Origin of the sequence: Phormidium yuhuli AB48 (genome assembly GCF_023983615.1) — a bacterium.
Taxonomy (GTDB): domain Bacteria; phylum Cyanobacteriota; class Cyanobacteriia; order Cyanobacteriales; family Geitlerinemataceae; genus Sodalinema; species Sodalinema yuhuli.
The window spans coordinates 2,655,550-2,680,593 of record NZ_CP098611.1 but is presented as its reverse complement, the minus strand read 5'-3'; the positions used below and the strand labels follow the sequence as shown (position 1 = coordinate 2,680,593).

The 25,044-nt window shown below is 51.4% G+C and carries 28 protein-coding genes, 1 tRNA gene and 1 pseudogene; 8 read left to right on the top strand and 22 right to left on the bottom strand.

What is annotated here, in order from left to right; translation table 11 throughout:
* Window positions 1–114 precede the first annotated feature (114 nt).
* The gene (locus NEA10_RS11445) at window positions 115–261 is read right to left on the bottom strand and encodes an AbrB/MazE/SpoVT family DNA-binding domain-containing protein (RefSeq protein WP_252660110.1); all 147 of its coding nucleotides are present in this window, start codon (window positions 259–261) and stop codon (window positions 115–117) included.
* A gap of 184 nt (window positions 262–445) precedes the next feature.
* On the opposite strand from NEA10_RS11445, the gene NEA10_RS11440 reads away from it, so the two are divergent.
* The 4 genes from NEA10_RS11440 to hisH all read left to right on the top strand — a co-directional run bounded on the left by NEA10_RS11440 (window position 446) and on the right by hisH (window position 2,583).
* Window positions 446–943 (top strand): VOC family protein, encoded by a 498-nt coding sequence (locus NEA10_RS11440; protein ID WP_445164647.1) that lies wholly within the window; start codon window positions 446–448, stop codon window positions 941–943.
* A 135-nt stretch (window positions 944–1,078) separates the two neighbouring features.
* Window positions 1,079–1,348: a hypothetical protein gene (locus NEA10_RS11435; protein WP_252660101.1), complete on the top strand. Its 270-nt coding sequence runs from the start codon at window positions 1,079–1,081 to the stop codon at window positions 1,346–1,348.
* Window positions 1,336–1,785: a type II toxin-antitoxin system VapC family toxin gene (locus NEA10_RS11430; RefSeq protein WP_252660099.1), complete on the top strand. Its 450-nt coding sequence runs from the start codon at window positions 1,336–1,338 to the stop codon at window positions 1,783–1,785. The genes NEA10_RS11435 and NEA10_RS11430 overlap by 13 nt, the downstream gene beginning before the upstream one ends.
* A gap of 153 nt (window positions 1,786–1,938) precedes the next feature.
* The gene (hisH, locus tag NEA10_RS11425; RefSeq protein WP_252660097.1) at window positions 1,939–2,583 is read left to right on the top strand and encodes an imidazole glycerol phosphate synthase subunit HisH; all 645 of its coding nucleotides are present in this window, start codon (window positions 1,939–1,941) and stop codon (window positions 2,581–2,583) included.
* Between the two features lie 120 nt (window positions 2,584–2,703).
* Here the strand turns inward: hisH and cobA are convergent, their stop codons facing one another.
* The 10 genes from cobA to petB form a co-directional block, all read right to left on the bottom strand.
* Complete coding sequence (gene cobA, locus NEA10_RS11420) at window positions 2,704–4,239, bottom strand: uroporphyrinogen-III C-methyltransferase (protein ID WP_252660089.1); 1,536 nt, start codon at window positions 4,237–4,239, stop codon at window positions 2,704–2,706.
* Entirely contained in the window at window positions 4,209–4,331 is a 123-nt protein-coding gene (locus NEA10_RS20875; RefSeq protein WP_258719039.1) for a hypothetical protein, read from the bottom strand. Before NEA10_RS20875 ends, cobA begins: the two co-directional genes overlap by 31 nt.
* A 226-nt stretch (window positions 4,332–4,557) precedes the next feature.
* Complete coding sequence (gene arfB, locus NEA10_RS11415) at window positions 4,558–4,977, bottom strand: alternative ribosome rescue aminoacyl-tRNA hydrolase ArfB (protein WP_252660087.1); 420 nt, start codon at window positions 4,975–4,977, stop codon at window positions 4,558–4,560.
* Between the two features lie 66 nt (window positions 4,978–5,043).
* Entirely contained in the window at window positions 5,044–5,250 is a 207-nt protein-coding gene (locus NEA10_RS11410) for a hypothetical protein (protein WP_252660085.1), read from the bottom strand.
* An 862-nt stretch (window positions 5,251–6,112) separates the two neighbouring features.
* Window positions 6,113–8,122 (bottom strand): AAA family ATPase, encoded by a 2,010-nt coding sequence (locus NEA10_RS11405; protein WP_252660083.1) that lies wholly within the window; start codon window positions 8,120–8,122, stop codon window positions 6,113–6,115.
* A 57-nt stretch (window positions 8,123–8,179) separates the two neighbouring features.
* Window positions 8,180–10,228 carry an ATP-binding protein gene (locus tag NEA10_RS11400; RefSeq protein WP_252660081.1) on the bottom strand — a complete coding sequence of 683 codons (2,049 nt, stop codon included), beginning with the start codon at window positions 10,226–10,228 and terminating at the stop codon, window positions 8,180–8,182.
* Window positions 10,229–10,263: 35 nt separating this feature from the next.
* Entirely contained in the window at window positions 10,264–11,115 is an 852-nt protein-coding gene (locus NEA10_RS11395) for a hypothetical protein (protein ID WP_252660079.1), read from the bottom strand.
* A gap of 154 nt (window positions 11,116–11,269) precedes the next feature.
* Window positions 11,270–12,748 carry a hypothetical protein gene (locus NEA10_RS11390; protein ID WP_252660077.1) on the bottom strand — a complete coding sequence of 493 codons (1,479 nt, stop codon included), beginning with the start codon at window positions 12,746–12,748 and terminating at the stop codon, window positions 11,270–11,272.
* A 128-nt stretch (window positions 12,749–12,876) separates the two neighbouring features.
* On the bottom strand, window positions 12,877–13,359 hold the full coding sequence (petD, locus tag NEA10_RS11385) for a cytochrome b6-f complex subunit IV (RefSeq protein ID WP_252660075.1): 483 nt from the start codon (window positions 13,357–13,359) through the stop codon (window positions 12,877–12,879).
* Between the two features lie 141 nt (window positions 13,360–13,500).
* The gene (gene petB, locus NEA10_RS11380; RefSeq protein ID WP_159789336.1) at window positions 13,501–14,169 is read right to left on the bottom strand and encodes a cytochrome b6; all 669 of its coding nucleotides are present in this window, start codon (window positions 14,167–14,169) and stop codon (window positions 13,501–13,503) included.
* Between the two features lie 311 nt (window positions 14,170–14,480).
* On the opposite strand from petB, the gene ctpA reads away from it, so the two are divergent.
* On the top strand, window positions 14,481–15,722 hold the full coding sequence (gene ctpA / locus NEA10_RS11375) for a carboxyl-terminal processing protease CtpA (protein ID WP_252660060.1): 1,242 nt from the start codon (window positions 14,481–14,483) through the stop codon (window positions 15,720–15,722).
* 32 nt (window positions 15,723–15,754) lie between these two features.
* Here the strand turns inward: ctpA and NEA10_RS11370 are convergent, their stop codons facing one another.
* From NEA10_RS11370 to NEA10_RS21105, 3 genes and pseudogenes are all read right to left on the bottom strand, one after another.
* The gene (locus tag NEA10_RS11370; protein WP_252660058.1) at window positions 15,755–16,690 is read right to left on the bottom strand and encodes an RpnC/YadD family protein; all 936 of its coding nucleotides are present in this window, start codon (window positions 16,688–16,690) and stop codon (window positions 15,755–15,757) included.
* Window positions 16,691–16,750: 60 nt separating this feature from the next.
* Window positions 16,751–17,062 carry a tetratricopeptide repeat protein gene (locus NEA10_RS11365; RefSeq protein ID WP_252660056.1) on the bottom strand — a complete coding sequence of 104 codons (312 nt, stop codon included), beginning with the start codon at window positions 17,060–17,062 and terminating at the stop codon, window positions 16,751–16,753.
* Between the two features lie 12 nt (window positions 17,063–17,074).
* Window positions 17,075–17,164, bottom strand: a pseudogene (locus NEA10_RS21105) (hypothetical protein); the annotation flags it as partial.
* A gap of 84 nt (window positions 17,165–17,248) precedes the next feature.
* Between NEA10_RS21105 and NEA10_RS11360 the strand changes: the two are divergent.
* Together NEA10_RS11360 and NEA10_RS11355 are read left to right on the top strand one after the other, a co-directional pair.
* The gene (locus NEA10_RS11360) at window positions 17,249–17,827 is read left to right on the top strand and encodes a helix-turn-helix domain-containing protein (RefSeq protein WP_252660054.1); all 579 of its coding nucleotides are present in this window, start codon (window positions 17,249–17,251) and stop codon (window positions 17,825–17,827) included.
* A 2-nt stretch (window positions 17,828–17,829) separates the two neighbouring features.
* Entirely contained in the window at window positions 17,830–18,450 is a 621-nt protein-coding gene (locus tag NEA10_RS11355; protein ID WP_252660052.1) for a transposase, read from the top strand.
* Window positions 18,451–18,583: 133 nt separating this feature from the next.
* Here the strand turns inward: NEA10_RS11355 and ureC are convergent, their stop codons facing one another.
* The 6 genes from ureC to NEA10_RS11325 form a co-directional block, all read right to left on the bottom strand.
* Window positions 18,584–20,293 (bottom strand): urease subunit alpha, encoded by a 1,710-nt coding sequence (gene ureC / locus NEA10_RS11350; RefSeq protein ID WP_252660049.1) that lies wholly within the window; start codon window positions 20,291–20,293, stop codon window positions 18,584–18,586.
* Between the two features lie 198 nt (window positions 20,294–20,491).
* Window positions 20,492–20,866 carry an urease subunit beta gene (locus tag NEA10_RS11345; protein WP_252660047.1) on the bottom strand — a complete coding sequence of 125 codons (375 nt, stop codon included), beginning with the start codon at window positions 20,864–20,866 and terminating at the stop codon, window positions 20,492–20,494.
* A gap of 36 nt (window positions 20,867–20,902) precedes the next feature.
* The gene (gene ureA, locus NEA10_RS11340; RefSeq protein ID WP_252660038.1) at window positions 20,903–21,205 is read right to left on the bottom strand and encodes an urease subunit gamma; all 303 of its coding nucleotides are present in this window, start codon (window positions 21,203–21,205) and stop codon (window positions 20,903–20,905) included.
* 23 nt (window positions 21,206–21,228) lie between these two features.
* Window positions 21,229–22,056: an urease accessory protein UreD gene (locus NEA10_RS11335; protein ID WP_252660036.1), complete on the bottom strand. Its 828-nt coding sequence runs from the start codon at window positions 22,054–22,056 to the stop codon at window positions 21,229–21,231.
* Window positions 22,057–22,137: 81 nt separating this feature from the next.
* Window positions 22,138–22,734 carry an urease accessory protein UreG gene (ureG, locus tag NEA10_RS11330; RefSeq protein ID WP_252660034.1) on the bottom strand — a complete coding sequence of 199 codons (597 nt, stop codon included), beginning with the start codon at window positions 22,732–22,734 and terminating at the stop codon, window positions 22,138–22,140.
* A 25-nt stretch (window positions 22,735–22,759) separates the two neighbouring features.
* Window positions 22,760–23,446 carry an urease accessory protein UreF gene (locus NEA10_RS11325; RefSeq protein ID WP_252660025.1) on the bottom strand — a complete coding sequence of 229 codons (687 nt, stop codon included), beginning with the start codon at window positions 23,444–23,446 and terminating at the stop codon, window positions 22,760–22,762.
* 119 nt (window positions 23,447–23,565) lie between these two features.
* On the opposite strand from NEA10_RS11325, the gene NEA10_RS11320 reads away from it, so the two are divergent.
* Window positions 23,566–23,637, top strand: a tRNA-Gln gene (locus NEA10_RS11320).
* Between the two features lie 70 nt (window positions 23,638–23,707).
* On the opposite strand, the gene NEA10_RS11315 is transcribed toward NEA10_RS11320, so the two are convergent.
* Together NEA10_RS11315 and NEA10_RS11310 are read right to left on the bottom strand one after the other, a co-directional pair.
* The gene (locus NEA10_RS11315; RefSeq protein ID WP_170187975.1) at window positions 23,708–23,926 is read right to left on the bottom strand and encodes a hypothetical protein; all 219 of its coding nucleotides are present in this window, start codon (window positions 23,924–23,926) and stop codon (window positions 23,708–23,710) included.
* A gap of 160 nt (window positions 23,927–24,086) precedes the next feature.
* Complete coding sequence (locus NEA10_RS11310) at window positions 24,087–25,025, bottom strand: glycosyltransferase family 2 protein (RefSeq protein WP_252660023.1); 939 nt, start codon at window positions 25,023–25,025, stop codon at window positions 24,087–24,089.
* Window positions 25,026–25,044: the final 19 nt, after the last annotated feature.

Genomic DNA, 25,044 nt, shown 5'->3' with positions numbered 1-25,044 from the left:
GTATTCAGGTGAACTCGATTTAATAATCTACAGCTCTACAGTCCCCTCGGTCTCGATTTCAGAATGCAAATTCTCCGGAGTAATGCCATCAACAAGCTCATCCAACGAATAACGTTAACGAGATCTAGGTTTGACAACTAAATTTCCGTCAATCACAACTAAATCGACTTCAGCACCTTCAACTAACTCAATTTCCTGAAGAATGTGCTGGGGAATCCGAAGGGCTAGACTATTGCCCCACTTGGCAACTGTTGCAACCATAGGGTGCCCTCAAGGCTGGGTGGGCCAGTTCCACTGCGCTCTCAATGGTCTCGGAAAGAGTGTCCACAGGGTATCTACATTCTACCTGAGTCGGCGGTCAACCTCCCAATCTGGGCCTCACTCAACTGCCACGACAACTGGACGTGTCGGGATGAAACTCCGAGATGAAAAGGATTAGGGGTGATTGAAGATTTCTCAAGACCTGGCTATCCTAGATGGCAACCGCTCATCCTCAACCCCCATTATGTCAGAGACCATCTTCCATTTGGCGTTTCCCGTCGGGAACCTAGACGATACCAAAGCCTTTTACGGAGACGGCTTAGGCTGCGAGTTGGGCCGGGAATCTCCCCAAGCCCTAATCATGAATCTCTATGGACATCAACTCGTCGCCCATGTCACCTCGGAACTGCTCACCCCGCAACAGGGCATCTATCCCCGCCATTTCGGCTTGGTGTTTCCTGAGTTAGAGGACTGGGAACGTCTCCTCAACCGCGCCCAGGAACGGCAACTTCAGTTCTATCAACAGCCGAAACACCGCTTTAAAGGGGAACTGACGGAACATCAAACCTTTTTCCTGCAAGATCCCTTTAACAATCTCTTGGAGTTTAAGTTCTATCATCACGCTGAAGCCATTTTTGGGGCGCGGCAGATGTCGGCGGTGGGCGATCGCCCTGAAAAGTGAGATAATCGAGAGGATTAGTAACGCAATTAGTAAGGGACGCTCCCCTACAGTCAGGGAGCGTCATAAATTTTTTCGATGACCCTGAACCCAGAATTCCCTTTTTTCTGACCTGGCCATCTTGGTATACCAAATAGTATGAAACCCACTCATCAATCTGCCCTCAGGTTGGAAGCCAAAGTCCTAGAGGGCAATCGGCTCGAAATTCAGTTACCCCCTGAAGCCCAACTTGATTTAATCCATGACCAAGTAGAAGTGATTGTCCTGTTTCCACATCAGTCACCACCAATCAAACATCTATCAATTCAGGAGGTTTTAGCCCAAATTCATCAGCAAAATCCAGGAGGTAGAACAGTAGAACAAATCAACCAAGATCTCGAAATTGAGCGTGACTCGTGGGACGGCTAAACTTATCACCCTTCAGCAGAATTTATTTAGATACGGTTGTTTTCATATATGCTGTTGAACAAGCAGCAGGCTATCAGGGGCTTTTAGCTAATCTATGGAATCAGGTGGAATCCCAAAATGTCACAATTGTTTGCAGTGAGCTGATTTGGACAGAAATTTTAGTTGTCCCCTTACGTCAGAAAAATACCATATTGATTGATTCCTATGAAGCTTTGCTTAGTAGCCCTGGAATTCAATTGGCTCCAGTCACTTCTCCAATTTTAAAAGAAGCGGCTCAATTACGGGCAAGGGTTTCTTCTCTGAGAACGCCTGATGCCATCCATCTTGCGACAGTCAAGTTATCGGATTGTTGCCAATTTGTGACGAATGATAAGAAGCTACGTAGTCTCCTCGATTTTCCTGTGGTCATTTTAGATGACATCATAAAGGATGGTTAGAGTCCTCCCCTGTTCAAACGAGGATACAGACATGAGACCCCTAATCACGACGCTGAGGGAATTTTTGGGGCGCGGCAGATGTCGGCGGTGGGCGATCGCCCTTAAGGTGAGATAATTGAGAGGGTCCCCCAGTTAAAGAGTCACGAGACAATTATGGTTCAGATCGCCGTGGTCGATTACGATATGGGTAACCTCCACTCCGCCTGTAAGGGATTGGAGAAAGCCGGGGCAACCCCCATCATTACCGATTCCCCCAATGTCATCGCCCAAGCCGAAGCCGTTGTCTTACCCGGCGTCGGTTCCTTCGATCCGGCGGTGGAACATCTGCGATCGCGCCATCTCGTCGAACCCATCCAAACGGCGATCGCCCAAGGAAAACCCTTTCTCGGCATCTGTCTGGGCCTACAAATCCTCTTTGAACGTTCAGAAGAAGGAACACAACCGGGATTAGGCATTATCCCCGGAGTCGTGCGCCGCTTCCGTCATGAACCGGGAATCACTGTTCCTCATATGGGGTGGAACGCCCTCGACTTCCAACAAACTGGGATTCCCCTCTGGGATAATCTCCCCAACCCCGCCTGGATGTATTTCGTTCACTCCTACTACGTCGATCCCGCCGACTCCAGCCTTAAAGCCGCCACCGTCACCCACGGAAGTCAAGAGGTTACGGCGGCGATCGCCCGCGATAATCTCATGGCCGTGCAATTCCACCCCGAGAAATCCTCCACCGCCGGCCTACAACTTCTCTCCAATTTCGTCCATCTCGCCGAAAAAGCTATCTCCGTCGCTTCGGTTTAATGGTGCAGCAAAAAGGGCGACGATAAGGGTTCGCCCCGATGTTATTTCTCCCCTCTATCTTGTTTTGTCGGGGTTTAGCGAAACTGGGTGAAAGAATAAGTCCTGTTAGGGGTGGGAAGGCTAGGCGATCGCCCAATGGAGTAGAGCCTGTTCTAGGCCCTCAATGGTAAATTCCTTAGCTTCGATGTCGCAGCGACCCCAGGCTTGCTGACAACTGCGGCTCGTTTGGGGACCGATGGAGGCGATCGCCACTCCCTCTAAGGAAATATCCCCCACTCTCTCAACCAACTGAGCGAAGTTACGCACCGTCTTAGAACTGGCAAAGGTCACCACATCCACCCTTCCCTGACGCAAGGCCGCCAACGCCTGGGGGTCTAGTTGCTCAGGACAGCGGGACTCATAGGCGGGAACTTCTAAAACCTTAGCCCCCGCCTCTCGGAATTGACGCACCAGGACATCGCGCCCCCCCGTCTCCACCCGAGGAAAGAGAAGGGTTTTCCCCTCCACCGACTCCGGAAACCGCTCTACCAAGGAATCGGCAATAAAATCCGGAGGGATGAAATCCGGGGTCAAGCCCCGCTGTTTCAGCACATGAGCCGTCTTTTTGCCCACAACGGCAATTTTGAGGTGCGCCAAGCTACGCAGGTCTTGCCCGAGGGCTAAGAGGCGATCTAAGAAGAATTCCACCCCATTACTGGAGGTGAGAATGAGCCAATCCACCTGCTTCAGTTGGGCGATCGCCCCATCCACAGCGTGCCAACTCGATGGTGGCACAATCTCTAGGGCGGGAGTAGAGAGGGGAATTGCCCCATGGCCCTGGAGGCGATCGCAAAAATCACTCGATTGTCCCGTCGAGCGCGTCACCAAAATCGTTTTTCCCTGTAATCCCATCTTAGATGCCACCATAACCGTCTCTCCAAAGCAATCACGCAACGACACCACCTCACCAATAACGATGACCGTGGGAGACCGTTTTTCTCCCTGAGTCTGTCGGTCAATGGTCTCTAGGGTAGCCGTCCAGACCCGCTGTTCCGGGCGGCCACAGGCGCGAATCATCGCCACCAGTGTGTTGGGCAGTTTGCCATGGTTGATGAGTTCTTGGCAAATCGCCCCCAGATTCCGTCCCGCCATAAGAAATACTACAGTTGGGAGGCGGGCCAAAGCCAGCCAGTCCAAGGCGGCCAAGTCGTGACCCGTAAACACGCCAAAGCCGCGACTGCATTCATTATCGGTCAGAGGAATCCCCGCCAGTAACGGGGCCGCTAATGCCGAAGAAATCCCCGGAACCACCTCTACGGGACAGTTTGCCCCTCGTAACGCCCGCAGTTCGGAAGTGCTACGGCCAAAAATAAAGGGGTCCCCCGCCTTGAGGCGCACCACCCGACGACCCTGACCACAATAGGCCACCAGAAGCCGGTCAATCTCTCCCTGAGTAGGACTTGGCTGTCCTCCCCGTTTGCCCATATCGAGACAGAGACAGGCATCAGGAACTAACTCTAATAAACGATAATCCGCTAAAGCATCATAAATCAGCACCTCAGCCTGAGCGAGAACCTGTCGCCCTCGCTGGGTGAGATACTTAGCATCGCCGACCCCCGCGCCGACGAGATAGACTTTGCCCAGACTCACTTGCGGACGGCTTTCCAGGCTACCCAAACCTGCCAGAAGAATAAACCACTGACCGTTAGGGTGAAGGCAATTTGAAAGTAGAAGTCGGGACGGATGGCAAAAGCATCAAGATTCCACATGACGGTTCACAGGGATTGCAATGGATACAGGACAATAAATCAGGCCAATAGGGGGTAACAGATAAATCAATAAACTCAGACTGGGGACCGTAGCTCAGAGGCTCAGCCCCAAGGCATAATTGACGGCCGAGACTGATCGCCCTTCATAATTTCTATTCTATCGGCTTGTTGGCCCCTTGAGGGCGATCGCGCCCCTGGTCGCCGTTAGCTTGCTAATATGATGGGTCTAATCTGGGATGTCAACGTTTTTACGGCTGGCTTTCAGTTGTCCTCGCTGTTTTTTCTGGTCAAGCCGCCTACGCTTCGCATTGCGGGACGGTTTGGTGGGTTTACGTTTGGGGCGAGTGATGGTGGCACTTTTGAGCAGCTTTTGCAGCCGATTGAGGGCATCCTCTCGGTTTTTTTCCTGGGTGCGGTGGGTTTGGGCTTTAATGACAATTACACCATCTTTAGTAATACGGCGATCGCGCATCTTCAGCAAGCGCGATTTATGGATTGGCGACATGGAGGAGGCGTTAATGTCAAATCGCAGTTGAATCGCGGAGGCGACTTTGTTAACATTTTGCCCACCAGCACCGCTTGAACGAATGGCGGTCATCTCGATTTCATTCATCGGGATGCTGGTTTTGTTGGAAATTTTTAACATAAATTAAGACTAAAGGGGGCATCATTTCCATGTTATCAGAGGGAAATACTGGGATTAGGCAGTGGCTTACTGGCCCCGTCCTGGCTTACAATCGGCGAAGCCGAGCGCCTCGCTATCTAGAAAACTGGCAATTGCCATTTCGACGACTGCCTCAACTGGATAGTCAATTTCAGTGGCATGAGCTAGTAAAGCGGTACGAATTCGCTCAGGCAACCGTTCTAAAATCACTTCAGCATCAGCTTGAGAAAGTTGCTCTTGAAGTTGAGTTTGCATAGCATCACCGTTCCGTTGGAATCTGGGCATTGTAAGGAGGCTCAGTAGCTCTCAGAATTATGGCTTCTAACTCTAATAGTAACGCGGGGTTTCCCCAATAGGGAATAACCTGAAATGCAAAGGGATTTTTGCCAGATTACAACCCTGGTGCGTTACGGCAGTTTGTCAATTTTTGTCTTCGTTTAATATGGATTTGAGCCACAACGCACCCTACCGGTTAATAAATCTATAAAACCAGACGGTAGGGTGTGTTCCGGCTGAGGTCAATTTGGGAATTTTGCCAACAAGTTTCAGCTAGCCGGAACGCACCGGCTTCGGCAAGAGGAATACATTGATGAGGGATTGTTACCGGATTATAACCCAAAAAACCAGACGGTAGGGTGTGTTCCGGCTGAGGTCAATTTGGGAATTTTGCCAACAAGTTTCAGCTAGCCGGAACGCACCGGCTTCGGCAAGAGGAATACATTGATGAGGGATTGTTACCGGATTATAACCCAAAAAACCAGACGGTAGGGTGTGTTCCGGCTGAGGTCAATTTGGGAATTTTGCCAACAAGTTTCAGCTAGCCGGAACGCACCGGCTTCGGCAAGAGGAATACATTGATGAGGGATTGTTACCGGATTATAAACCTGGTGCGTTGCGGCAGTTTGCCAATTTTTGTCTTCGTTTAATATGGATTTGAGCCGCAACGCACCCTACCGGTTAATAAATCTATAAAATAGAACGGTAGGGTGTGTTCCGGCTTCAGTCACTTTGGAAATTTTGCCAACCCGGTTAAGCCAGCCGGAACGCACCGGCTTCGGCAAGAGGAATACATTGATGAGGGATTTTTACCAGATTATAACCCAGCCAAGAGGAAGGGTCATGGGTTGACTGTGATTAACTGTTCCTCGGCGTTCGACTCGGGGTTGAGAATGACGATCGCCCCCTCGTCACATAATACCCCAATGGCTCCGTCAATCCCTTCTGGGGTCATTTCCGGGAACTGCGATCGCGTACTCTCCAGTAACACCATTCGTCCTACTAATTGCTGAGTTTTCACTAGAGCAAATAGATACTCTTTTAACCGCTCGCGAAGCGGGTCATTTTCAGTTTTAGAACTCTGGGACATTGTCGAGTCTAACAAACTGCCCATGTTGCGTTCAAAAACCCCGAGATTTTGTAATAAACGGCAGGACTGTAAAACCTCTGACCGCACCACTAAATCTTTCAATTCGTCGGTACTGATAGCCCGATCACCCAGGAGCAAATCCCCCGCCTCAGCTGCATTAACTAACTCATGATACGCCGCCAATATCTGTAAGGACTCAATTTGAGGAATGATATGTTTATGGATCGAGTCAACAAACAATGCCTTATAATACCGATAGCCCTTATTTTTCGGAACCCCTAAATTCTCAGCCCGAATCAAATACAGATACTGACAAGTATTCTTGCGCAACGCCTCTTGACAAGACTTCATTACTCGACAGAAACTATTGAGATTCGGTTCCTCAATCCAAATAACCCCAATGCGCCCCAAGGTCAACGACCAATAAAAACTCAACGAATAGCGGCTATAGGTGGGACTTTTTAATAACTTGGGTTCTACTCCCGTAACATTCAACGCCGTCAAGGCTTCCCGTAACATCTTCATCAACTCTGGGGCAGAAAATTGACGGATTTCTTGGACGGTTTTACGGGATTTGGCCAGTTCCTTTTCCCAAACCAACTGAAACGCCGCGAGTTCATCCACTTCTTGCGTGACTGGGGCCTGGTCCTGAAGCTGAAGTTTGGCAGTCTGAAAGGCTTGTCGTCCCACCATCAGGACGGAACGGGGTAGGGCCTGATTTCCGGGAAACTTGCGGTGTAACTCCTGTTCTGAGAGGGGATAGAGGCGGGAGGGAATGGGGGGATCGGCTTCTTGATGGAGGGGCAAAATTCGACGTTCCCAAAGGGCGATCGCCGCCGTCATATCCACGGGCCGTAAATGCAATTCTTCATCGACTCGCGCTAAATCCGCCGGTTGCACATGGGGGGAGTTTTCTCGCCAGGTATCGGTAATAATACTAATAATAACCAGAAAGTTCTTCAGCTTTTGATTGTGGATAATGGAATTGACATTGAACAAGGCTTGCAAGTCAATATAGCCGCGATCGCTGCGGTCAACATTATCCAAATTGTCAAAACACAGAACAATTGGCTGGGTCGCTGTGGCAATACGACCAAAATTACCTAAAACATTTTGCGCCTGATGTTCCGTCTCAATCGAACTGCTAACATTGAGTAACTTTAAACTCTCGGCATCTAAATCATCTCCCTTGAGCCAATCACAAGCCAAGGGATATAAATCAGGATTGGTTAAATGATAGAGAATACTGAAAAACTCGTTAGCATTATAAATTCCTGTGGGATAGGTCGATTTGAAGTTATGGATAAATAAATGACGTTCGCCAATAACTTTTTTGAGAAATCCCTCATCCCGAAACGCCGATAAACTCTTCAGCCATAATAATAACTGAGATTCCCGTTCACCGTCCGGCACACAGGTTAAACTATCAATGGTATAGCGTAAGGTATGTCGCCAAATATAGTCACTTTCGGGCCAGGGACCAATATAGGCAAAAAAGGCTTGAGGGTTGAGAGTTCGTTTTAAACGGCCCAGGAGAAAGCTTTTCCCGGAACCGGAATCCCCCGAGAGAACTACAGTCCGACTGCGGCGATCGCCCTGAACTTGGGAAAGCATCTGAGACACCCCAGCCACAATCTCTTCATGAATCCCATTGATACTGGTGGCTTGGCTACTGTCATCATGCCAAAAATTACCGGGGCGAAAGCTGGTCGAGTCAAAGGGATTCACAGTGCGTTGAACAATCTGTTGGATAGAAGCCATATCAGACTACAGGATAAAGAGACGCATCGCGAGAGTTGGGGCAACATTTTTTGGCCCCTAGGGGGTTGCAATCACCAGTTGTTCTTCTAAGGTGACATCGGGATCGAGAATTTGCAGGGGGCGATCGCTCAGGGATAAACTCTGAATCAGTTGGTGGACCTGTTGTTTACTCGCACCCCCAAACTGGGCGATCGCCTCTTCAATTAACTGTTGAATCGCCATGCATTGCTGATTGAGAACCCGGTTAATAATGAAATCTTCAATGGCCTGCAAGGACTGTTCCGCCGCATCTTGGCCGGAGGTAATCTCAAAAAAGCCCAACTGTTGCAGCAGCGGACAATCTCGCAACACCCCCGTTTGCCGAACTAAGGACTGCAACCGGGACCCATCAGGGGTTTCCTCCCCGACCACCAATTCCCCAGAGAGGGCATCATTGACTAAAGCATGATGCGTCGCCAGATATTGCACCGAGGTTAAATCGGACATAAAGTGGTTATTTTCCGGTTGGCCAAAAATCTCCGTATAGAGTTGGTAGCCGCGATTCGTCGGCGACCCCACCCCCTCGGCCCGAATCAACTGCAACGACTGACACAGATGACTCGATAACGCCTCTCCACAGCCTTTGAGGAGATGAAAAAACTTCACCATATTGGTGTCTTCCGACCAAACAATTCCCACCCGATTGGTGGTTCCGGGGTGACGATAACTGATGGAATAACTGGCATAGGTCCGACTGGGAAGGAGTCGGGGTTGGATGTCTTCCATCTGTAACGCCTGCACCACCTCGGCTAACATTTGCACCAATTCGGGGGCAGCATATTGACGAATTTTAGAGACCCGTTCCCGAGTTTGCTTGAATTTCTTGATCCAAACCAGTTTAAATGCCGCCACGGGGTCACTTTGGGCATCACTGGGCAATAGGGGTGGGGGCGTTTTTCCCTCAAGTGAGGCTCCCTGGGAGACGTTGGCTTGCAGTTGTTGGAGTTTGACATCCTGATAGAGTCGTCGCCCTAAAATTAGGGTGTTGCGGGGTCGAGTTTTACCACCGGGAAACTTGCCATCTAAGGTGGGACGAATCAGAGGATAAATGGGAGAGGTCGGTTGTGGGTAGGTTTGCTGGTGTAGGCTATACAGACGGCTGGCCCAGAGGGCTTCCGCTTGGTCTAAACTGATTTGTTTGAGTCTGAGGTTCGCATCGAGGCGATCGCGGTCTGTGGCGGGAATATGAGGGGCATTTTGTCGCCAGGTGTCGGTGATGATGCTGATGATAAAGAGAAAGTTCTTGACTTTCTGAGTATGGAGAATCGAATTGACGCGAAATAGGGATTCTAAATCTGGGTTCCCTTGGCGATCGCGGGCAATGTTATCAAGTTGGTCAAAACAGAGAACAATGGGTAACGTGGCATCGGCAATGCGCCCAAAGTTCGCCAAGGTCTTCTGGGCGGCATCTTCTGTATCAATGGTTCCTTGAACCCCCAACTTCCGCAAAGATTCATCATCTAAATCATCTCCCCGCAACCATTCACACGCAATGGGATAGAGTTCTGAGTCCGTCAGATGGTATAAAACCCCGAAGAACTCCTGAGCATTATAAATTCCCGAGGGATAGGTCTCCAGGAGTTTGCGGATAAACAGTTGCCGTTCCCCCCGTAACCAATCGACAATGCCCCGTTTTTTTAACTCCGAGAGACCTTCTAACCAAATTAACAACTGGGATTTATCCAGGCCAGCCGGGGTCTCTAACAGACTATCAACGGTATAACGCAAAATATGCCGCCAAATATAGTCACTGGCGGTAAAGGGTTCAATATAGACAAAAAAGGCGCGGGGGAGTTGTTTGTAATCGGGAGTTTGCAGTTGTCGTTTGAGTCGGCCCAAGAGATAGGTTTTTCCTGAGCCAGTTTCCCCCTCTAACAGCAGAGTGCGACTGCGGCGATCCTCGGCTACCTGATCCAAAACCGCCTCAATCTCCTGGAGAACATCTTGGTGAATCGAGTCCACCGTGAGTTCCGGGTTTTGGATTTCCTGCCAAAAATTTCCCGACCAGAAGGTTTCCGTATCAAACGGGTTGGGGGCGCGTTGGATAATGCGATCAATCTCGGTCATAGTCATACCGGGAGGTGAGGAACTCAGGAACAACGTCAGTTACGAATCAGAAAGAACAGCGGACCGCCAATGTCTTGAGGAATCCCGGCTTCAACTTGCTCTGGGGTATAGTGCGCTGCTTCTTGCAGGGAACTCAGTTCAAGGCGATCTTCTCGTTGCAGACGATAGAGGGCGCTGTCGAGTTCAGCCCGGGTTAAGGGCGGTTGTAGCCGTTCCCGCAGGTAGAAGATGGGTAAATAGTTATGGGTCTCTAGCTGGCGATCGAGTTCTTCGATGACATACCAAATATCGGCATCATTGGGCTTTTCCGTCAAGCGCCGCTGTGGGTTGACGGGTTCCTGAACCGGTTGTTTGTTGTCGGGGGGATGGGGACTGAGGGACTGTCCATCCCGTTTGCGTAGAAATTGCAAATAGCAGTTGAGATGGTCCAGGCTTAACTCCAGACCACTTCCATGAGGGCTATAGTCATCATGGAGATAGTCTAAGCCAAAGTTGGTGAGCCAGACATCTTCAAGGCGGGTGGCTTCGGCTTTAATCAGTCCCCGTTCCGCCAATTTCTGCAAGACCACCTGACGGCGATCGCTCGGAAGATCCAGGTTTTTGGTGAGGATGCTGGTTTCGGCGCAGGCCCGCAGGACGGCAATTTCATCTTCAGTCACCGGAAGGCGGCTGGTATCGAGGCGCAATAAGGCACTCCCCGGCGGTGCAATGCGACATTCGACGATTTCCTCACTACAGTCGACGATACCGCGATCGCGCAGAGTGCGGCAAATACTATCCCGTTCGGCGGCCTTGGTGCGATTATTGGGTTTCACCTGAGAGATCGGCGCTCGATAGTTCGGCGCCCCCAACAGATTCAAAACAAATTTGAGTTCCCGCGTGTCCATCCCGTTCGACTGTACTGTGATTAATCGCCATCTACCTTAAGCATAAAGGCTGAGCGACCGATTCCATAGTGCGATCGCCGCAATTCCTGGCCAATGTCTTAAAAATCAGAGGTGAGACGGCCTGGCCCACCTCGAATTTTTCTCGACCTTTGCGTCACGGGAGCCACTTGGGATTAAAGCCATCGAGGGGCAATTGCTCTGGTTGGGGACGGGTTAACTCTCCTTGAGAGTCCACCAGGGGAAAGAGAATCCACAATTCACTATCCTCGATCGCCCCCCCAGATTGAGTCAGGGGTAAATCCGGTCCCTCAGCCGAGGAGGTAATCGTCAGACGGTCAAACAGCAGTGCTTGACCATCGGGGGCCAGACTCATGCTTAAATCCATGGGACTGCGTTCAAAGCGCACCAATTCTTTAGAATCCTGGGTTTCCAAATCCAGAGCCAAAATATAGGGTTGCTCGATATACTCGTCAGCTTCCAGGAGTTCGGTCACGAGAGCATAGATATAGCGGCCCGTGGGGTCAAATTCCGCATCGAGGATGGAGCCACTGGTGCGTAGAATTTCTCGGGGTTCGCCGATGTTGGGAACCACCACCATGGAGCGGGTATAGTCGGTGTTAAACCTCACCATCACGGCGGCTCGTCCATCTTGGGTGAATCCCATGACTCGTCCATATTGGGGGAAAAACTCCAGGGGTTCCTTCCCTTCCATTCCCGGTTCAATGGACAACAGCGCCACCCCTTGACCTTGGGCCATAGCCAATTCCTTACTATTGGGGGCAATGGCAAATTCACCGCCGGGTTCCGTGGGGAAGCGTTCCGGAGCTTTTCCATCCCGAATCACCCAGAGTCCGAAGTCACTCCCTGGGCGATCGCGCCGGGCCCGCTGGGCGACAATGGTGGTTCCGTCGGGGGCTAGGGAAAATTGCAGATTTTGATAGGTCCGGTTATCCAGGATGCGTTGAATCCGGCCGGCGGAATCCGGTGAGTCATCGGCGAAGTCAAGACCCGTGGTGACCGTATAGATTTGACTTTCCGTGAGTCCGCGACGGCCCCGGTCTCGGTCAATGGCGGAAAAGAGGATGCGATCACCGTCGGGGTACATCTGAAAATCCATCACCGTCATATCTGAGGGGGTGAGGATAGTTTTGCGGTCTTGGGTGAAGTTATAGAGAATCAGGCGTCCCCGTTCTCCCTCCTCAGACCCGAGATAAAGCATCACGCGATCGCGACTTTGGAAGTCTCGCTCAAAGGGATCGATGTAATGGTCTGTGTCGTCAGGTTCGGTGAAGCGATCGCGGGCCCCCGATAGTTTTAAGCGATAGGTGGTTCCGTAGGGTGCTGGATAGAGAAGCGTATAGGCCATCCGCTGTCCGGCCCAACTCATTTTCCCCGGTAGTGGCGGGTCAATTTGTAGGTTGTTCTCCACACTATCGGGATTCATGGGCCGGTTAAACGTCAAGGTAAAGGCCCGGTCGAGAGAACTAATGGTCTGGTTATCCCAACTGAAGTTACGAACCCGAGGAATGCTTTTATCCCCCCCAGCCAAGAGAATGATGGTCACCAGGCTGAGAATCACAATGGCGGCGATGGCCACCCGGTCTAAGATTTGAGGAAAGGAATCGCCTTTCATAACGCCCACTGAACAACAACAAAACGCCCGCCACCCCCCCAGGGGCGATCGCCCAAATGAGCAACCAGTCCTAAGGAGTTGACAGACGCTTTTGTAACGATGAATAAGTCACCGTCCGGGTCTGGGATTTAGAAAAGACCGAAGGTGAGAGATTTATCGATGGGAAGAGTCGCCCCAATTCCTAACCAGAGGGTGACCAAGGTCCCAAACAAGAACATGGACGTCGCCACTGGACGGCGGAAGGGGTTTTGGAATTTGTTGATGCTTTCAATGAACGGAATCAACATTAAACCAAGAGGAATTAGGGTTTGAAGACCAATTCCCAAGAGTTTATTCGGCACCACCCGCAGAATTTGGAACACGGGATAGAGATACCATTCCGGCAGAATTTCCAGAGGGGTCGCAAAGGGATCGGCCGGCTCCCCAATCATCGCGGGGTCAAGAACTGCTAGACCCACCACACAGGCGAGGGTTCCCAGGATGACTACGGGGAACACATAGAGCAGGTCATTGGGCCAAGCAGGCTCACCATAGTAGTTGTGACCCATGCCTTGGGCGAGTTTGGCGCGGAGTTTCGGATCGCTGAGATCCGGCTTTTTCAAAGTAGACATAGTATTCGGGTGTTCTCCTGTAAACCGGTAGGCTGTAAAGGTCGAGTCGTCTGGAGGTGTTTAAACTACAGGCTAGTTTAGCAAACTCATTTCGGCTCCTTGCCAAATGGTCTCCATGACGACATCCAGGGAAGATTGGCCTTACAAGGGGCCAGAAATTCCTTGTTTGCGGATCATGAGGAAGTGCAACAGCATGAACACCGCAATCAGCCAGGGAAGGACGAAGGTGTGCAAGCTGTAGAAGCGGGTGAGGGTAGATTGACCCACACTGGTTCCACCCCGGAGCAGTTCCACCATAAAGCTGCCCACCACGGGGATGGCTTCGGGAACACCGCTGACGATTTTTACAGCCCAATAACCCACTTGGTCCCAGGGAAGGGAGTAGCCGGTCACCCCAAAGGTGACGGTGATGACGGCGAGAATCACGCCGGTGACCCAGGTGAGTTCCCGAGGTTTTTTGAATCCACCGGTGAGGTAAACCCGGAACACGTGCAGAATCATCATCAACACCATCATGCTGGCGGACCAGCGATGGATGGAGCGAATCAGCCAACCGAAGTTCACCTCGGTCATGAGGTATTGAATGGAGCTGTAGGCTTCCGTGACCGTCGGTTTGTAGTAGAAGGTCATGGCGAATCCAGTGGCAAACTGGATCAGGAAGCAAACCAGGGTGATACCACCGAGGCAGTAGAAGATGTTAACGTGAGGCGGAACGTATTTGTCGGTGATGTCGTCGGCGATCGCCTGGATTTCGAGGCGTTCGTTAAACCACTTGAAGGGTTTAGACTCAGTGACTTCCTTAGAAAACATAAAGTCAGTGCGTTAGATATATTGCGGTTTGTGAAGTTTAGCACGACACCCGGGGGTTGGGCATCGCCCTGCCCTCAGACGGACACAGAGGATTCCAGACATCATCACGAGGCTGAAATCTTCAGGCAGGCTTGAAGGCGGAAGGGTAAAGTTTCTTATAAAAAAGGTAACACAGCTTGGACGTTAGGGGCTAGGAGTTCTCGGCGATCGCACCCCAGAGGTCGGCCCACCTCTGGACTAGGCAGATGCTCAGAACTTTGGCACACTAAGGAAACATTAATATTTCGCAACTTTAGATGTCGGGTTTTCTCATGCAAAAACGCGCTGTCAGCTTTGGACTTCTGCTTTTACTGGTTTTCGGACTCTCAGGCTGGTTCGGCTGGGCCCCTCCAGCCTTGGCCTTGACGGAAGAACAGAAACTGATCTCAGAAGTCTGGCGATTGGTGAACCGTGCCTATGTGGACGATTCCTTCAATGGACAAAACTGGTGGCAAGTCCGTCAGGAGGCCCTACGCCAACCTCTCGACAGTCGTGAGGCGGCCTATGACACCATTGAGGAGATGTTGGCAAAACTGAATGACCCCTTCACACGGCTGTTACGACCCGACAACTACCGCAATTTACAGGTCAACACGGCCGGAGAGTTAACGGGGGTGGGACTGCAAATCGCCATTGAACCTGAGAGTAAGCGCATTAAGGTTATTGCCCCCATCGCCGGCTCTCCCGCTGATGATGCGGGTATCCAGGCGGGAGATATTGTCTTAGAAATTGATGGGGTATCCACTGAAAATCTTTCTCTGGATGAAGCTGCCACTCGGATGCGAGGAACCATTGGCACCCCAGTCGTGCTGCAAGTGCAACGCTTCGATAGCCAGCGGATTGATGATATTGAAATTATCCGCGATCGCATTGCCCTCAACCCCGTCAGTTACAAGCTAACGGAAGCCGAAGACCGCACCCCCGTCGGCTATATTCGCCTGACACAGTTCAGCGCCAACGCCACGGAACAGATGAGCGACGCCATTACCCAGCTCGAAGATGAAGGCGCGGCTGCCTATGTTCTCGATTTACGCAATAATCCCGGCGGCCTGTTACAAGCGGGAGTCGAAATTGCCCGCCTCTGGCTCAACGATGCCACCATTGTCTATACGGTGAATCGTCAAGCGGTCTTAGGAAGTTTCGATGCCGGCCATGAGGCTCTCACCGAGGCCCCATTAGTGGTCTTAGTCAATCAAGGGACCGCCAGTGCCAGTGAAATCCTAGCCGGGGCCCTCCAAGACAATCGCCGGGCCCAACTGGTGGGAGAACGCACCTTTGGCAAGGGGTTAATTCAGTCTCTATTTGACCTCTCAGATAATTCGGGAATTGCCGTCACTGTAGCCAAATACGAGACCCCCAGCCACAAAGACATCAACAAGTTAGGGATTACCCCAGATTTTGTCGTTCCCCAGAACACCATCCGCCGCGACGAAGTCGGAACCCCCGCCGATTTGCCCTACCAAAAGGCGATCGAACTTCTAACCGACAGCGCCATGGTTGCCAAAGCTACGTAGTAGGGGGAAGAAACCGGGGGGCTGAGTTGAATTTATGGGCTAAATCGCTCGATGAGTTCCTCGCGCGAGAGTTGTAGCAGTAGGGGCATTAACTCGCTCGATGGACGGCGAATCATGGGGTCTAGGAGTTGGCTGAGTTCGTTGTCTAGGGAGCCGAAACGGGCTTCTAGGAGACTGGCGATCGCCTCCCGCTGTCCTTGTTCCCGTCCTTGTTCCCGTCCCCGTTCAAGACCTCGTTCAAGACCTCGTTCAAGACCCGATAGTTTTGCTTCTTCAAGTTGTTGGTCAAACAGAGGAGATAAACGCATAATTAACTCTCTATCCTCCTGATTTAGATTGGGGGTCATTTCTAGGTTAGCCTTGAGGCGATTGAGCAGCATTAAGGCATTGTCACGAAAGGGATTACCTGGGGGGAGTTGTTCCAGTTCATCGAAGGCCTGTTGCTGAACTCCACCTCGCCCTAAGACTCTCAGCCAGAGGGTATCCAGGGAACGAGGGAGTCGGTGAATCACGATAATCGCTCCTGGCAATCCCAGGGGAAATTGATAGATGCCGTCGCCCCAATTTTCTACATCTAGGGTAGCACTAAAGCTTGCTAAGAGCGGGTCTGAGGCGGTTGGGGTGAGAATCCAGAGGCGGGGTTGGTCCGAGTCAGCCAGTGAGGTTTGCTGGCGTCGGGCCTCTCGTCGAACTTCGGCGGATAGGACCAGGAGTTTGAGGAGACAATCGCGGATTTCGTCGGCGGTGACGGGGTTGCGGTAGGGTTCGAAGATGGCGGGACTGTGGAGGGTGCGGGCCAGAAGTCCTAGAGGGGCGGGGGATAGGGGACATTCGGGGTTGGGGGAAAACCAAAGGTCGATTTGACGCACTTCTCCGGCCACTCGTCGCGGCGATTGGAGGGTTCCGTAAGGGGTTAGGAGTTCTTCGAGATAGTCTTTGGCGAATTGGTCGTGGATGAAACGAGTCATGGGAGAGAGGAGGGAGGAGTTGTGGGAATCCTATCAGAAAGGGATGGCTGCTGGGTGAGCTTACTCCCCTAACAACCGCTGAATCTCCGCCTCGGTAAAGGGATTTTCCCCGGCGCTGAGGGTATTAATATAACCTTGGACTTGCCGGTTCGCTCCTGGATTATCACTCAATTCAATATAGGCTTGAAACTCTTGAATGGCTGCTTCTTTATCCCCGGTCAGGGCCTTGGCAATTCCCAGATTTCCCCGAGGTCCTGCCTCTTCCGGTTCCAGGGTGACAGCTTGCTCACAGGCGGGTATGACCGCCTCTGCTTCACCGCGCAAACTGCCAAACCAACAAAGGTTATTCCAAGCTTGATCTGAAATTTCCACATTAGGATCAAGCCTTTGTGCTTGTTCATAAGATTGAATAGCCCTTGTGTATTTTTTTTGACGTACTCGACTTTCGCCGGTTTCAACTAAAGCCCGAGCGATAATCCGTTTTGCTTCTGTATCCGGTTCTAGTACAGGATGGCAAAAAAGAGTCTACCATTGAAGAAAGCGCAAGAGGAGGCTCCGATGGCCAGATTAGCTGCACCCCCCATTACCCTAACCGAGTCAGAGCGAGCCGAACTCGAGACATTGGCTAGACGCCCGAGCACGGCTCAGCAGATTGCCAAGCGAGCAAGAATCATTTTGCGGGCTAGTCAAGGTGAAAGCCATGGTCAAATCTCACGAGAGTTGGGCATCAGTAAAGATATGAGTCGGTTATGGCGTAACCGCTGGCTCGAAGTCAGTCCTCGGGGAGTCCCAATCCCCGAGCGTCTGAGAGATGCCCCTCGGCCAGGAGCACCGGCCACCTTTAGCTTGGAGCAAATCACTCAACTATATGCCTTAGCCTGTACCCCGCCTGATCAATATGGCCGCCCCATCAGCCATTGGAGTCCTCGGGAACTGGCAGAGGAGATGGTCAAGCAAGGGATTGTTGAACAGATTAGTCAACGCCACGTGGGTCGATTATTGGCCGAAGCCGAAATCAAACCGCACCAGAGCCATTACTGGCTCCACCCCCCCCCGACTGTGAGTTCGCCGACAAAGTCAGGGACATCTGCAACGTCTACGAGCAAGCGATTGAACGAGCTGAACGGGGAGAGGTGACCATGAGTGTAGACGAAATGACTGGGATTCAAGCTAAGGAGCGCACCATGCCCAATCTACCGATGAAGCCAGGGCGTCCTGAGAAAGTCGAGTTTGAATACATCCGTCATGGAACCCAAAGCTTGATTTCCTCCTTCAATGTGGCGACGGGACGGATTGACCAAGCCAATGTCGGGAAGACCCGTACGGAGGCGGATTTCGTCTCCCACATCGACGCCTTGGTGGTCCAATTCCCCAACGCCCCTAAATGGCATCTGGTGATGGACTGTCTCAATACCCATCAGTCTGAGTCCCTGGTGCGATTAGTCGCCGCCCTGGAGCCGGAACCGATTGAACTGGGTCAAAAGGGGAAATCCGGCATCTTGAAGTCCATGGACACTCGCGCGGCTTTTCTAAGTAATCCTGACCACCGCCTAGTGATACACTTCACCCCCAAGCATTGCTCCTGGCTCAACCAAATTGAAATCTGGTTGAGCATCCTGGCTCGCAAGTTGCTGCGCCGGGCCAGTTTCACGAGTGAGGATGACCTGAGAACCCAAATCCTCGACTTCATCGAGTACTTCAATTGCACAATGGCTAAGCCTTTCAAGTGGACTTATTCCGGCAAGCCCTTGATCTCATGAATACTGGCTTTATTTCTGCCCTCCTGTCCTAGGATGCGCAGGCTTTTTTAAGTCAAACAGGGTAATGAGTTCATTTTCCCGTCGATCATCTTGTACGGACATTTTCAACAAGCAATAAGAGAAGAAACAAGACTTAAAACAAGAAATACCGTTGGGCCATGGGTAACACTTGCGCCGGTTCACAGGTTAATAACTCCCCATCAGCCCGAACCTCGTAGGTTTCTGGATCGACCTCAATCTGGGGTAAAGCATTATTTAACTTCAAATCCCCCTTGCGGATCTCGCGAGTGTTCGATACCCCTAGAGTGGGTTTCTGTAACCCCAGTTGACGGCCCACCTCCGCCTCAACCGCCGCTTGGGAAACAAACGTGACTGACGTAGCCGCGATCGCCCCCCCATAACTCGCAAACATGGGCCGCATATGAACCGGTTGCGGCGTGGGAATACTGGCGTTCGCATCGCCCATCTGGGCCCAAGCAATCATCCCCCCTTTCACCACTAACTCCGGCTTCACCCCAAACATCGCCGGTTTCCAGAGACATAAATCCGCCAATTTCCCTTCTTCAATCGAACCCACATAATCGGAAATCCCATGAACGATCGCCGGGTTAATCGTATACTTTGCCACATAGCGTTTGGCCCGCAAATTGTCATGGCGATCGCAATCCCCCCCCAACGGCCCCCGCTGCACTTTCATCTTATGGGCCGTCTGCCAGGTTCGGATGATATTCTCTCCCACACGCCCCATAGCTTGGGAATCAGAAGAAATAATACTAAACGCCCCCAAATCATGCAAAATATCCTCCGCTGCAATGGTTTCGCGGCGAATCCGGGACTCGGCAAAGGCCACATCTTCGGGAATGTTGCGATCGAGGTGGTGACAAACCATCAACATATCCAGATGTTCTTCTAGGGTATTCACCGTATAGGGCCGGGTGGGATTCGTCGAGGAGGGGAGAACATTGGCCACGCCACAGACTTTGATGATATCCGGGGCATGACCGCCCCCAGCCCCCTCGGTATGATAGGTATGAATGGCCCGATTCTTGAAGGCGGCGATGGTGTCCTCCACAAACCCCGCTTCGTTGAGGGTATCGGTGTGAATCGCCACCTGGATGTCATACTCGTCAGCGACGCTGAGACAGGTATCAATAGCGGCGGGAGTGGTTCCCCAGTCTTCATGGAGTTTTAATCCCACAACCCCGGCCAGAATTTGTTCAATTAATCCCGGTTTTTGGGAACTGTTTCCTTTTCCCATAAAGCCGAGATTCATCGGGAACCCATCGGCGGCTTGTAGCATTCGGTGGATGTTCCAGGAACCGGGGGTGCAGGTGGTGGCGTTGGTTCCGGTGGCGGGGCCGGTTCCACCGCCAATCATCGTCGTGATTCCTGAGGCGATCGCCGTTTCAATTTGTTGCGGACAAATAAAGTGAATATGACTATCAACTCCCCCAGCGGTGACGATGCAACCTTCAGCGGCGATGGCTTCAGTGGCGGGACCAATAATAATATCAACGTTATCCTGAATATGAGGATTTCCCGCTTTGCCAATTTTACAAATTTTGCCGTCTTTAATGCCAATATCGGCTTTGACAATGCCCCACCAATCGAGAATTAAAGCGTTGGTAATGACGATATCCACTGCCCCGTCTTCGCGAGAAATGGGGGATTGTCCCATTCCATCTCGAATCACTTTTCCCCCGCCAAATTTGACTTCATCGCCATAGGTGGTTAAGTCTCGTTCAACTTCAATGATTAACTCGGTGTCCGCTAACCGGAGGCGATCGCCCACGGTAGGACCAAAAGTTTCAGCGTAGGCGCGGCGATTCATGAAGTAGGGCATGGGGCAAAAGAAGGGAATAGGGAACAGGGGGAAGAAGGCAAGAGGCAAAAGGCAAGAGGCAAGAGGGGGAAAAGGGGTAGGGTGTATTCCGGTATCAATGAAGGTTTAGGCTTCGACCACTCTATTGAAACTTGCCGGAACCCTTCGGGAAGGACCCACCCCGCCCTACGGGCACCCCTCCCAAGAAGGGAAGGGGCGTTATTTCTTTTTTTTCTTCTTCTTGTCTTTTTTGTCTTTTTTCTTGTCTTTGCTTTTCTCTGGTTTTTCGTCTAAGGACCCGTTAATCAAGCCGTTGAATCCGTAGATTTCGCGAGTTCCGGTGAGGCTGACTAATTCTATCTCTTTCTCGTCTCCCGGTTCAAAGCGGACGGCGGTTCCGGCGGGAATGTTGAGACGCATTCCCCGGGTTTTATCACGCTCAAAATTGAGGGCGGCGTTGACTTCAAAGAAATGGAAATGTGAGCCAACTTGGATAGGGCGATCGCCCCGATTGGCGACGGTAATTGTCAATGTGGGGCGGTCGGCGTTGAGTTCAATCTCACCCTCTAGGGGTAATAGTTCTCCGGGAATCATAAAGGTTACTCCGTCGGTTTTTACTGATAGAATCAATTAAATAATTGGCTCGTGAACGGTGACCAATTTTGTCCCGTCGGGGAAGGTGGCCTCGACTTGTACTTCTGCCACCATTTCAGCAATTCCCTCCATGACATCTTCACGGGAAAGGAGGGTTTTGCCAAATTGCATTAACTCCGCCACCGATCGCCCCTCCCGGGCCCCCTCTAAAATCCCCGCTGTAATATAGGCCACGGCTTCAGGATAGTTGAGTTTTAAACCTTTGGCTTTGCGACGTTCGGCTAATAACGCCGCTGTGAAAATCAGCAGTTTATCTTTTTCTTGAGGAGACAGTTGCATAAGAGTTACGGCCTAAAAAGACGTTAACAGGACCAAACACGGGGAACGGTGACGGGGCGATCGCCCTTGGAGTGACGCAGGAGTTGCCGCAAATCGAGGAAGGCGGCACTGGCTTTCTGGGTCGATCGCCCCCGATATCGGCATATTACCCCAGATTGGCAACAGGATAGGGCGATTTCTCCCTCAAGGTCTCGCATTTTCCAGAGATGACGGGCTTTGTCGACAATCTCTGGGGACACTGGCTGGCCAATCCAGGCCAAGGTTCCCACTACTGGCTGGCCGTTTAAGCCATTCGACGCATCGAGAAGGGGAGATCCCCCCGCAAGCTGTTGGCGATCAATCCAGAGGGGAACGCCGTTTCGATAGATGTGGGTTTGCGATCGCCAATCACCGCTGTTGAACCGTTCGCCTCGGGCCGTTCGCCCAAACCGTAACAACTCCCAGCCTAGCCAAACGGCGTTCTCCCCCAAGTCCACGCGCAACTGCTGCTGAAACCTAGCCCCATCAAAGATGATGCTTTCACGGGGAATATACTCCAAATAGGCATCGTGATCTAGGGATATCGTCAGGGTTTGTTGAGATTGGGGACCGCTGCTGCGATAGACTTTGCTGGCGGAGACGGTGGTGAGACTGGCTTCAGCTTGGGGATGGAGGGTAATCTCTTGGCTGAGGCGATCGCCCCCGACAATTCCCCCAGCGGTATGGAGAATCAAACTTTGACAGGTTTGGCCGTCGGGATGGAAACTCCGTTGCAGTTTCAGAGGAGACTGGCTATAGGAATCAATCACGCGAGTCACCTGGCCGCGTTTGGCGTAGGTGAGTTTGAGTTGACCTTGCCAGAGAGTCGTCATAAGAAGGGAACAGGGAACAGGGAACAGGGGGAAGAAGGCAACAGGCAACAGGCAACAGGCAACAGGTATGGAAATTAAGACTTAACAGAGATGCGATCGCACAAACCCCTCAACCTCATCAAAGCCCTCTTGTGTTTTGAGATTGGTGAAGACAAAGGGACGTTCTCCCCGCATTTTGGCCGCATCCCGTTCCATAATCCCTAAGTCTGCCCCAACATAGGGGGCTAGGTCAATTTTGTTAATCACCAACAAGTCCGATTTGGTAATTCCGGGGCCGCCTTTGCGGGGAATCTTGTCCCCAGCGGCGACATCGATGACATAAATCGTCAAATCCACTAACTCGGGGCTAAACGTCGCCGCCAAATTGTCCCCCCCACTTTCGACGAATAGGATATCCAAAGGGTTGAACTTGAGTTCAAGTTGTTCAACCGCCGCCAAGTTCAACGACGCATCCTCGCGAATCGCCGTATGGGGACAGCCGCCGGTTTCCACTCCCAGAATGCGATCGCCCTCTAGGGCCTGAGACTTGACCAAAAATTGGGCATCTTCCTGAGTATAGATATCATTGGTGACCACCGCTAAGGCTAAATCCCCCCGCAACCGCTTACAGAGGGCATCCACCAGGGCCGTTTTCCCAGAACCTACCGGCCCCGCAATTCCAACACGTAGAGGAGTCATAGAAATACACTCAGTTTAGTCTGAATTAACTACGAAAGAGACGGCTGTACAGGGTTTCATGCTGCATACTGGCTAAACTCGCCCCCCAAGTACAGGCGAATAAGTCCTCATCCCCCAGACTCAGGAGACGCTGGCAACAAGCCTCTAAAACCGGCTGAAGTTCCTGAATCAGCCGCTGTCCGCTCGTTTGCCCCAGGGGAATCAATTTAACCCCGGCTCCAATCAAATTACTGCTCCAACTGTGCAGATAGCCCAGTATGGCATCTTCTAGGGGGATTTTCCAATGGGCCACCGCTAGGGCGTAGGCGATCGCCAGATTACAGTTCGGGGCTAATTCCCGGCGACACGTCTCTAAACTCGGCAGTTGCGGCGAGGTGTTCTGCAACTCCAGCAACAGACGCAGTAAGGAATTGCCCATTTGCCAACTTTGCTGTTGTCGTTCGCGGCAGTCACGACTGGCACTTAACCAATGGTTCCAATAGACTAACGTGGGGATATCTGAGTTTAGCAGGGCTTGATAGGCTCGCAGGACCATCGCCCCCTCGACGGCGATCGCCCCAAACTCTAACTCCACCTCCAACCAACGCCCCAGTTGGGCCGCATCCTGAATCCGTTGCTGTTCCACCAGGGTTTCTAAGCCTTCTGAGTAGTTATACCCCCCCAGAGGCAAGGCGGGACTGGTTAATTGCAGTAGATTAAGTAATGATGACATTGTGGAAACTCCCCTAAAACAAGGGTTTGAGGCAAATTTGTCCCACCCTAGCAAAAAAAATCTGAAAACCCCTTGACATCTCTTGAGTAGGGTTGTTAGTATAGTTATCGCTGACTCGTTGGGGCGTCGCCAAGCGGTAAGGCAGCGGGTTTTGGTCCCGCCATTCGGAGGTTCGAATCCTTCCGCCCCAGTTTGAAGACTAGACTACAGTCTAGCGGAAAGAGGTTGTCTTCGGACAGCCTCTTTCGTCGTTTAGGGGAATCAGCCGTTAAGAGACTCAATCTCAGTCGCTACGAGTTTCTGGAAATCTCCATTACATTGCTGGTTAAGATGGATAGAGGCGGCTAGGAGTTCCGTGAGAATGCGCGATCGCTGACGTTCGTTAATATGGGGAAGTTGCAGTTGATGGATGAGAGTGGTAACATTTTCGCACTCTCGGGCTAATTCATCCACTTGTTTTAAGAGTTCCGTTTTTTTCATAAACTTTGATAATCAATTGTTGACCAATGACGGAGGATAGGGGTTTAAAAATAAGCAGTCTTTCTCTATAGTACCGTTAGTTTGCCCGAGCAGACAGGGTGATCAAGCTCGAATCATCAAATGTCAATCATTTTGATGATGTATTTTTTAAGGCCTACCTTCAGGAGTTCAGGGAAACTTCCTTGATGGTATATAGGGGGCGTCCTTTCACTTCTTCGTAAATACGCCCAATATACTCCCCTAGAATACCAATACAGACTAATTGAACAGCCCCTAAAAAGAAAATCGCAATGGTAATAATGGTGGCCCCAATCAGAGGTGATTCGGGATAAAACAACCGCCAATAGAGAACCGCAAACACCATCAGTAGGGCAATTCCAGCAGCTAGGAGGCCCAGATAGGTAGCGAAGCGTAGGGGAACCTTAGAAAAAGACATAATCCCATCAACCGCCAAAGAGAGAGACTTACGAAAGGTATATTTTACATCTCCAGCAAAGCGAGGATCTCGCTTAAACTGAAGTGAGGTTTGACGAAAGCCCACCCAGGCCCGTAAACCGCGAATATAACGGTTGCGTTCGGGCATCGAATTGAGTAAATCCACCACCTGTTTATCCATTAAACAGAAATCTCCCGAATCTGTGGGAATCGCCACATCCGCTAAACGCCGCAAGACTCGATAAAAGCTATAGGCCAGCAGCCGTTTTAGCCAAGGATCTTGATGACGGGCGATGCGTTGGGCATAAATGACTTGATAGCCCTGTTGCCATTTTTCCAGTAACTCGGGGATGAGTTCAGGTGGATCTTGTAAATCAGCATCCATGACGATGACGGCCTTCCCCGTCACAAAATTCAAGCCCCCAGTCACCGCCACTTGATGCCCAAAGTTGCGGGCAAAACTGAGATAGTGAAACTGGGGGTTTTGTTGATGGTAATGACGGAGAAGTTCGAGACTGCGATCGCCACTGCCATCATCGACAAACAACACCTCATAGGGCTGCCCCACCGCCTCTGTCACTACCGTTAACCGTTGCACCAATTCAGGAAGATTGTCTTCCTCGTTAAAAATGGGAATGACTAAGGAATAGAGAGGAGAAGCCATCAGAGTTTATGATTTTTGG

What these genes read in the sequence shown, in the direction of transcription:
- hisH (WP_252660097.1), top strand. Translation starts at nt 1,939, where the DNA reads ATGGTTCAGATCGCCGTGGTCGATTACGATATGGGTAACCTCCACTCC.
- NEA10_RS11355 (WP_252660052.1), top strand. Translation starts at nt 17,830, where the DNA reads ATGAGTGTAGACGAAATGACTGGGATTCAAGCTAAGGAGCGCACCATG.
- NEA10_RS11405 (WP_252660083.1), bottom strand. Translation starts at nt 8,122, where the DNA reads ATGGCTTCTATCCAACAGATTGTTCAACGCACTGTGAATCCCTTTGAC.
- NEA10_RS20875 (WP_258719039.1), bottom strand. Translation starts at nt 4,331, where the DNA reads ATGTGGAATCTTGATGCTTTTGCCATCCGTCCCGACTTCTACTTTCAA.
- NEA10_RS11410 (WP_252660085.1), bottom strand. Translation starts at nt 5,250, where the DNA reads ATGCAAACTCAACTTCAAGAGCAACTTTCTCAAGCTGATGCTGAAGTG.
- NEA10_RS11345 (WP_252660047.1), bottom strand. Translation starts at nt 20,866, where the DNA reads ATGATTCCCGGAGAACTATTACCCCTAGAGGGTGAGATTGAACTCAAC.
- NEA10_RS11400 (WP_252660081.1), bottom strand. Translation starts at nt 10,228, where the DNA reads ATGACCGAGATTGATCGCATTATCCAACGCGCCCCCAACCCGTTTGAT.
- NEA10_RS11370 (WP_252660058.1), bottom strand. Translation starts at nt 16,690, where the DNA reads ATGACTCGTTTCATCCACGACCAATTCGCCAAAGACTATCTCGAAGAA.
- NEA10_RS11310 (WP_252660023.1), bottom strand. Translation starts at nt 25,025, where the DNA reads ATGGCTTCTCCTCTCTATTCCTTAGTCATTCCCATTTTTAACGAGGAA.
- ureG (WP_252660034.1), bottom strand. Translation starts at nt 22,734, where the DNA reads ATGACTCCTCTACGTGTTGGAATTGCGGGGCCGGTAGGTTCTGGGAAA.
- NEA10_RS11435 (WP_252660101.1), top strand. Translation starts at nt 1,079, where the DNA reads ATGAAACCCACTCATCAATCTGCCCTCAGGTTGGAAGCCAAAGTCCTA.
- ctpA (WP_252660060.1), top strand. Translation starts at nt 14,481, where the DNA reads ATGCAAAAACGCGCTGTCAGCTTTGGACTTCTGCTTTTACTGGTTTTC.
- petD (WP_252660075.1), bottom strand. Translation starts at nt 13,359, where the DNA reads ATGTCTACTTTGAAAAAGCCGGATCTCAGCGATCCGAAACTCCGCGCC.
- NEA10_RS11325 (WP_252660025.1), bottom strand. Translation starts at nt 23,446, where the DNA reads ATGTCATCATTACTTAATCTACTGCAATTAACCAGTCCCGCCTTGCCT.
- NEA10_RS11360 (WP_252660054.1), top strand. Translation starts at nt 17,249, where the DNA reads ATGGCCAGATTAGCTGCACCCCCCATTACCCTAACCGAGTCAGAGCGA.
- ureA (WP_252660038.1), bottom strand. Translation starts at nt 21,205, where the DNA reads ATGCAACTGTCTCCTCAAGAAAAAGATAAACTGCTGATTTTCACAGCG.
- petB (WP_159789336.1), bottom strand. Translation starts at nt 14,169, where the DNA reads ATGTTTTCTAAGGAAGTCACTGAGTCTAAACCCTTCAAGTGGTTTAAC.
- NEA10_RS11335 (WP_252660036.1), bottom strand. Translation starts at nt 22,056, where the DNA reads ATGACGACTCTCTGGCAAGGTCAACTCAAACTCACCTACGCCAAACGC.
- arfB (WP_252660087.1), bottom strand. Translation starts at nt 4,977, where the DNA reads ATGTTAAAAATTTCCAACAAAACCAGCATCCCGATGAATGAAATCGAG.
- NEA10_RS11395 (WP_252660079.1), bottom strand. Translation starts at nt 11,115, where the DNA reads ATGGACACGCGGGAACTCAAATTTGTTTTGAATCTGTTGGGGGCGCCG.
- ureC (WP_252660049.1), bottom strand. Translation starts at nt 20,293, where the DNA reads ATGCCCTACTTCATGAATCGCCGCGCCTACGCTGAAACTTTTGGTCCT.
- NEA10_RS11445 (WP_252660110.1), bottom strand. Translation starts at nt 261, where the DNA reads ATGGTTGCAACAGTTGCCAAGTGGGGCAATAGTCTAGCCCTTCGGATT.
- NEA10_RS11390 (WP_252660077.1), bottom strand. Translation starts at nt 12,748, where the DNA reads ATGAAAGGCGATTCCTTTCCTCAAATCTTAGACCGGGTGGCCATCGCC.
- NEA10_RS11315 (WP_170187975.1), bottom strand. Translation starts at nt 23,926, where the DNA reads ATGAAAAAAACGGAACTCTTAAAACAAGTGGATGAATTAGCCCGAGAG.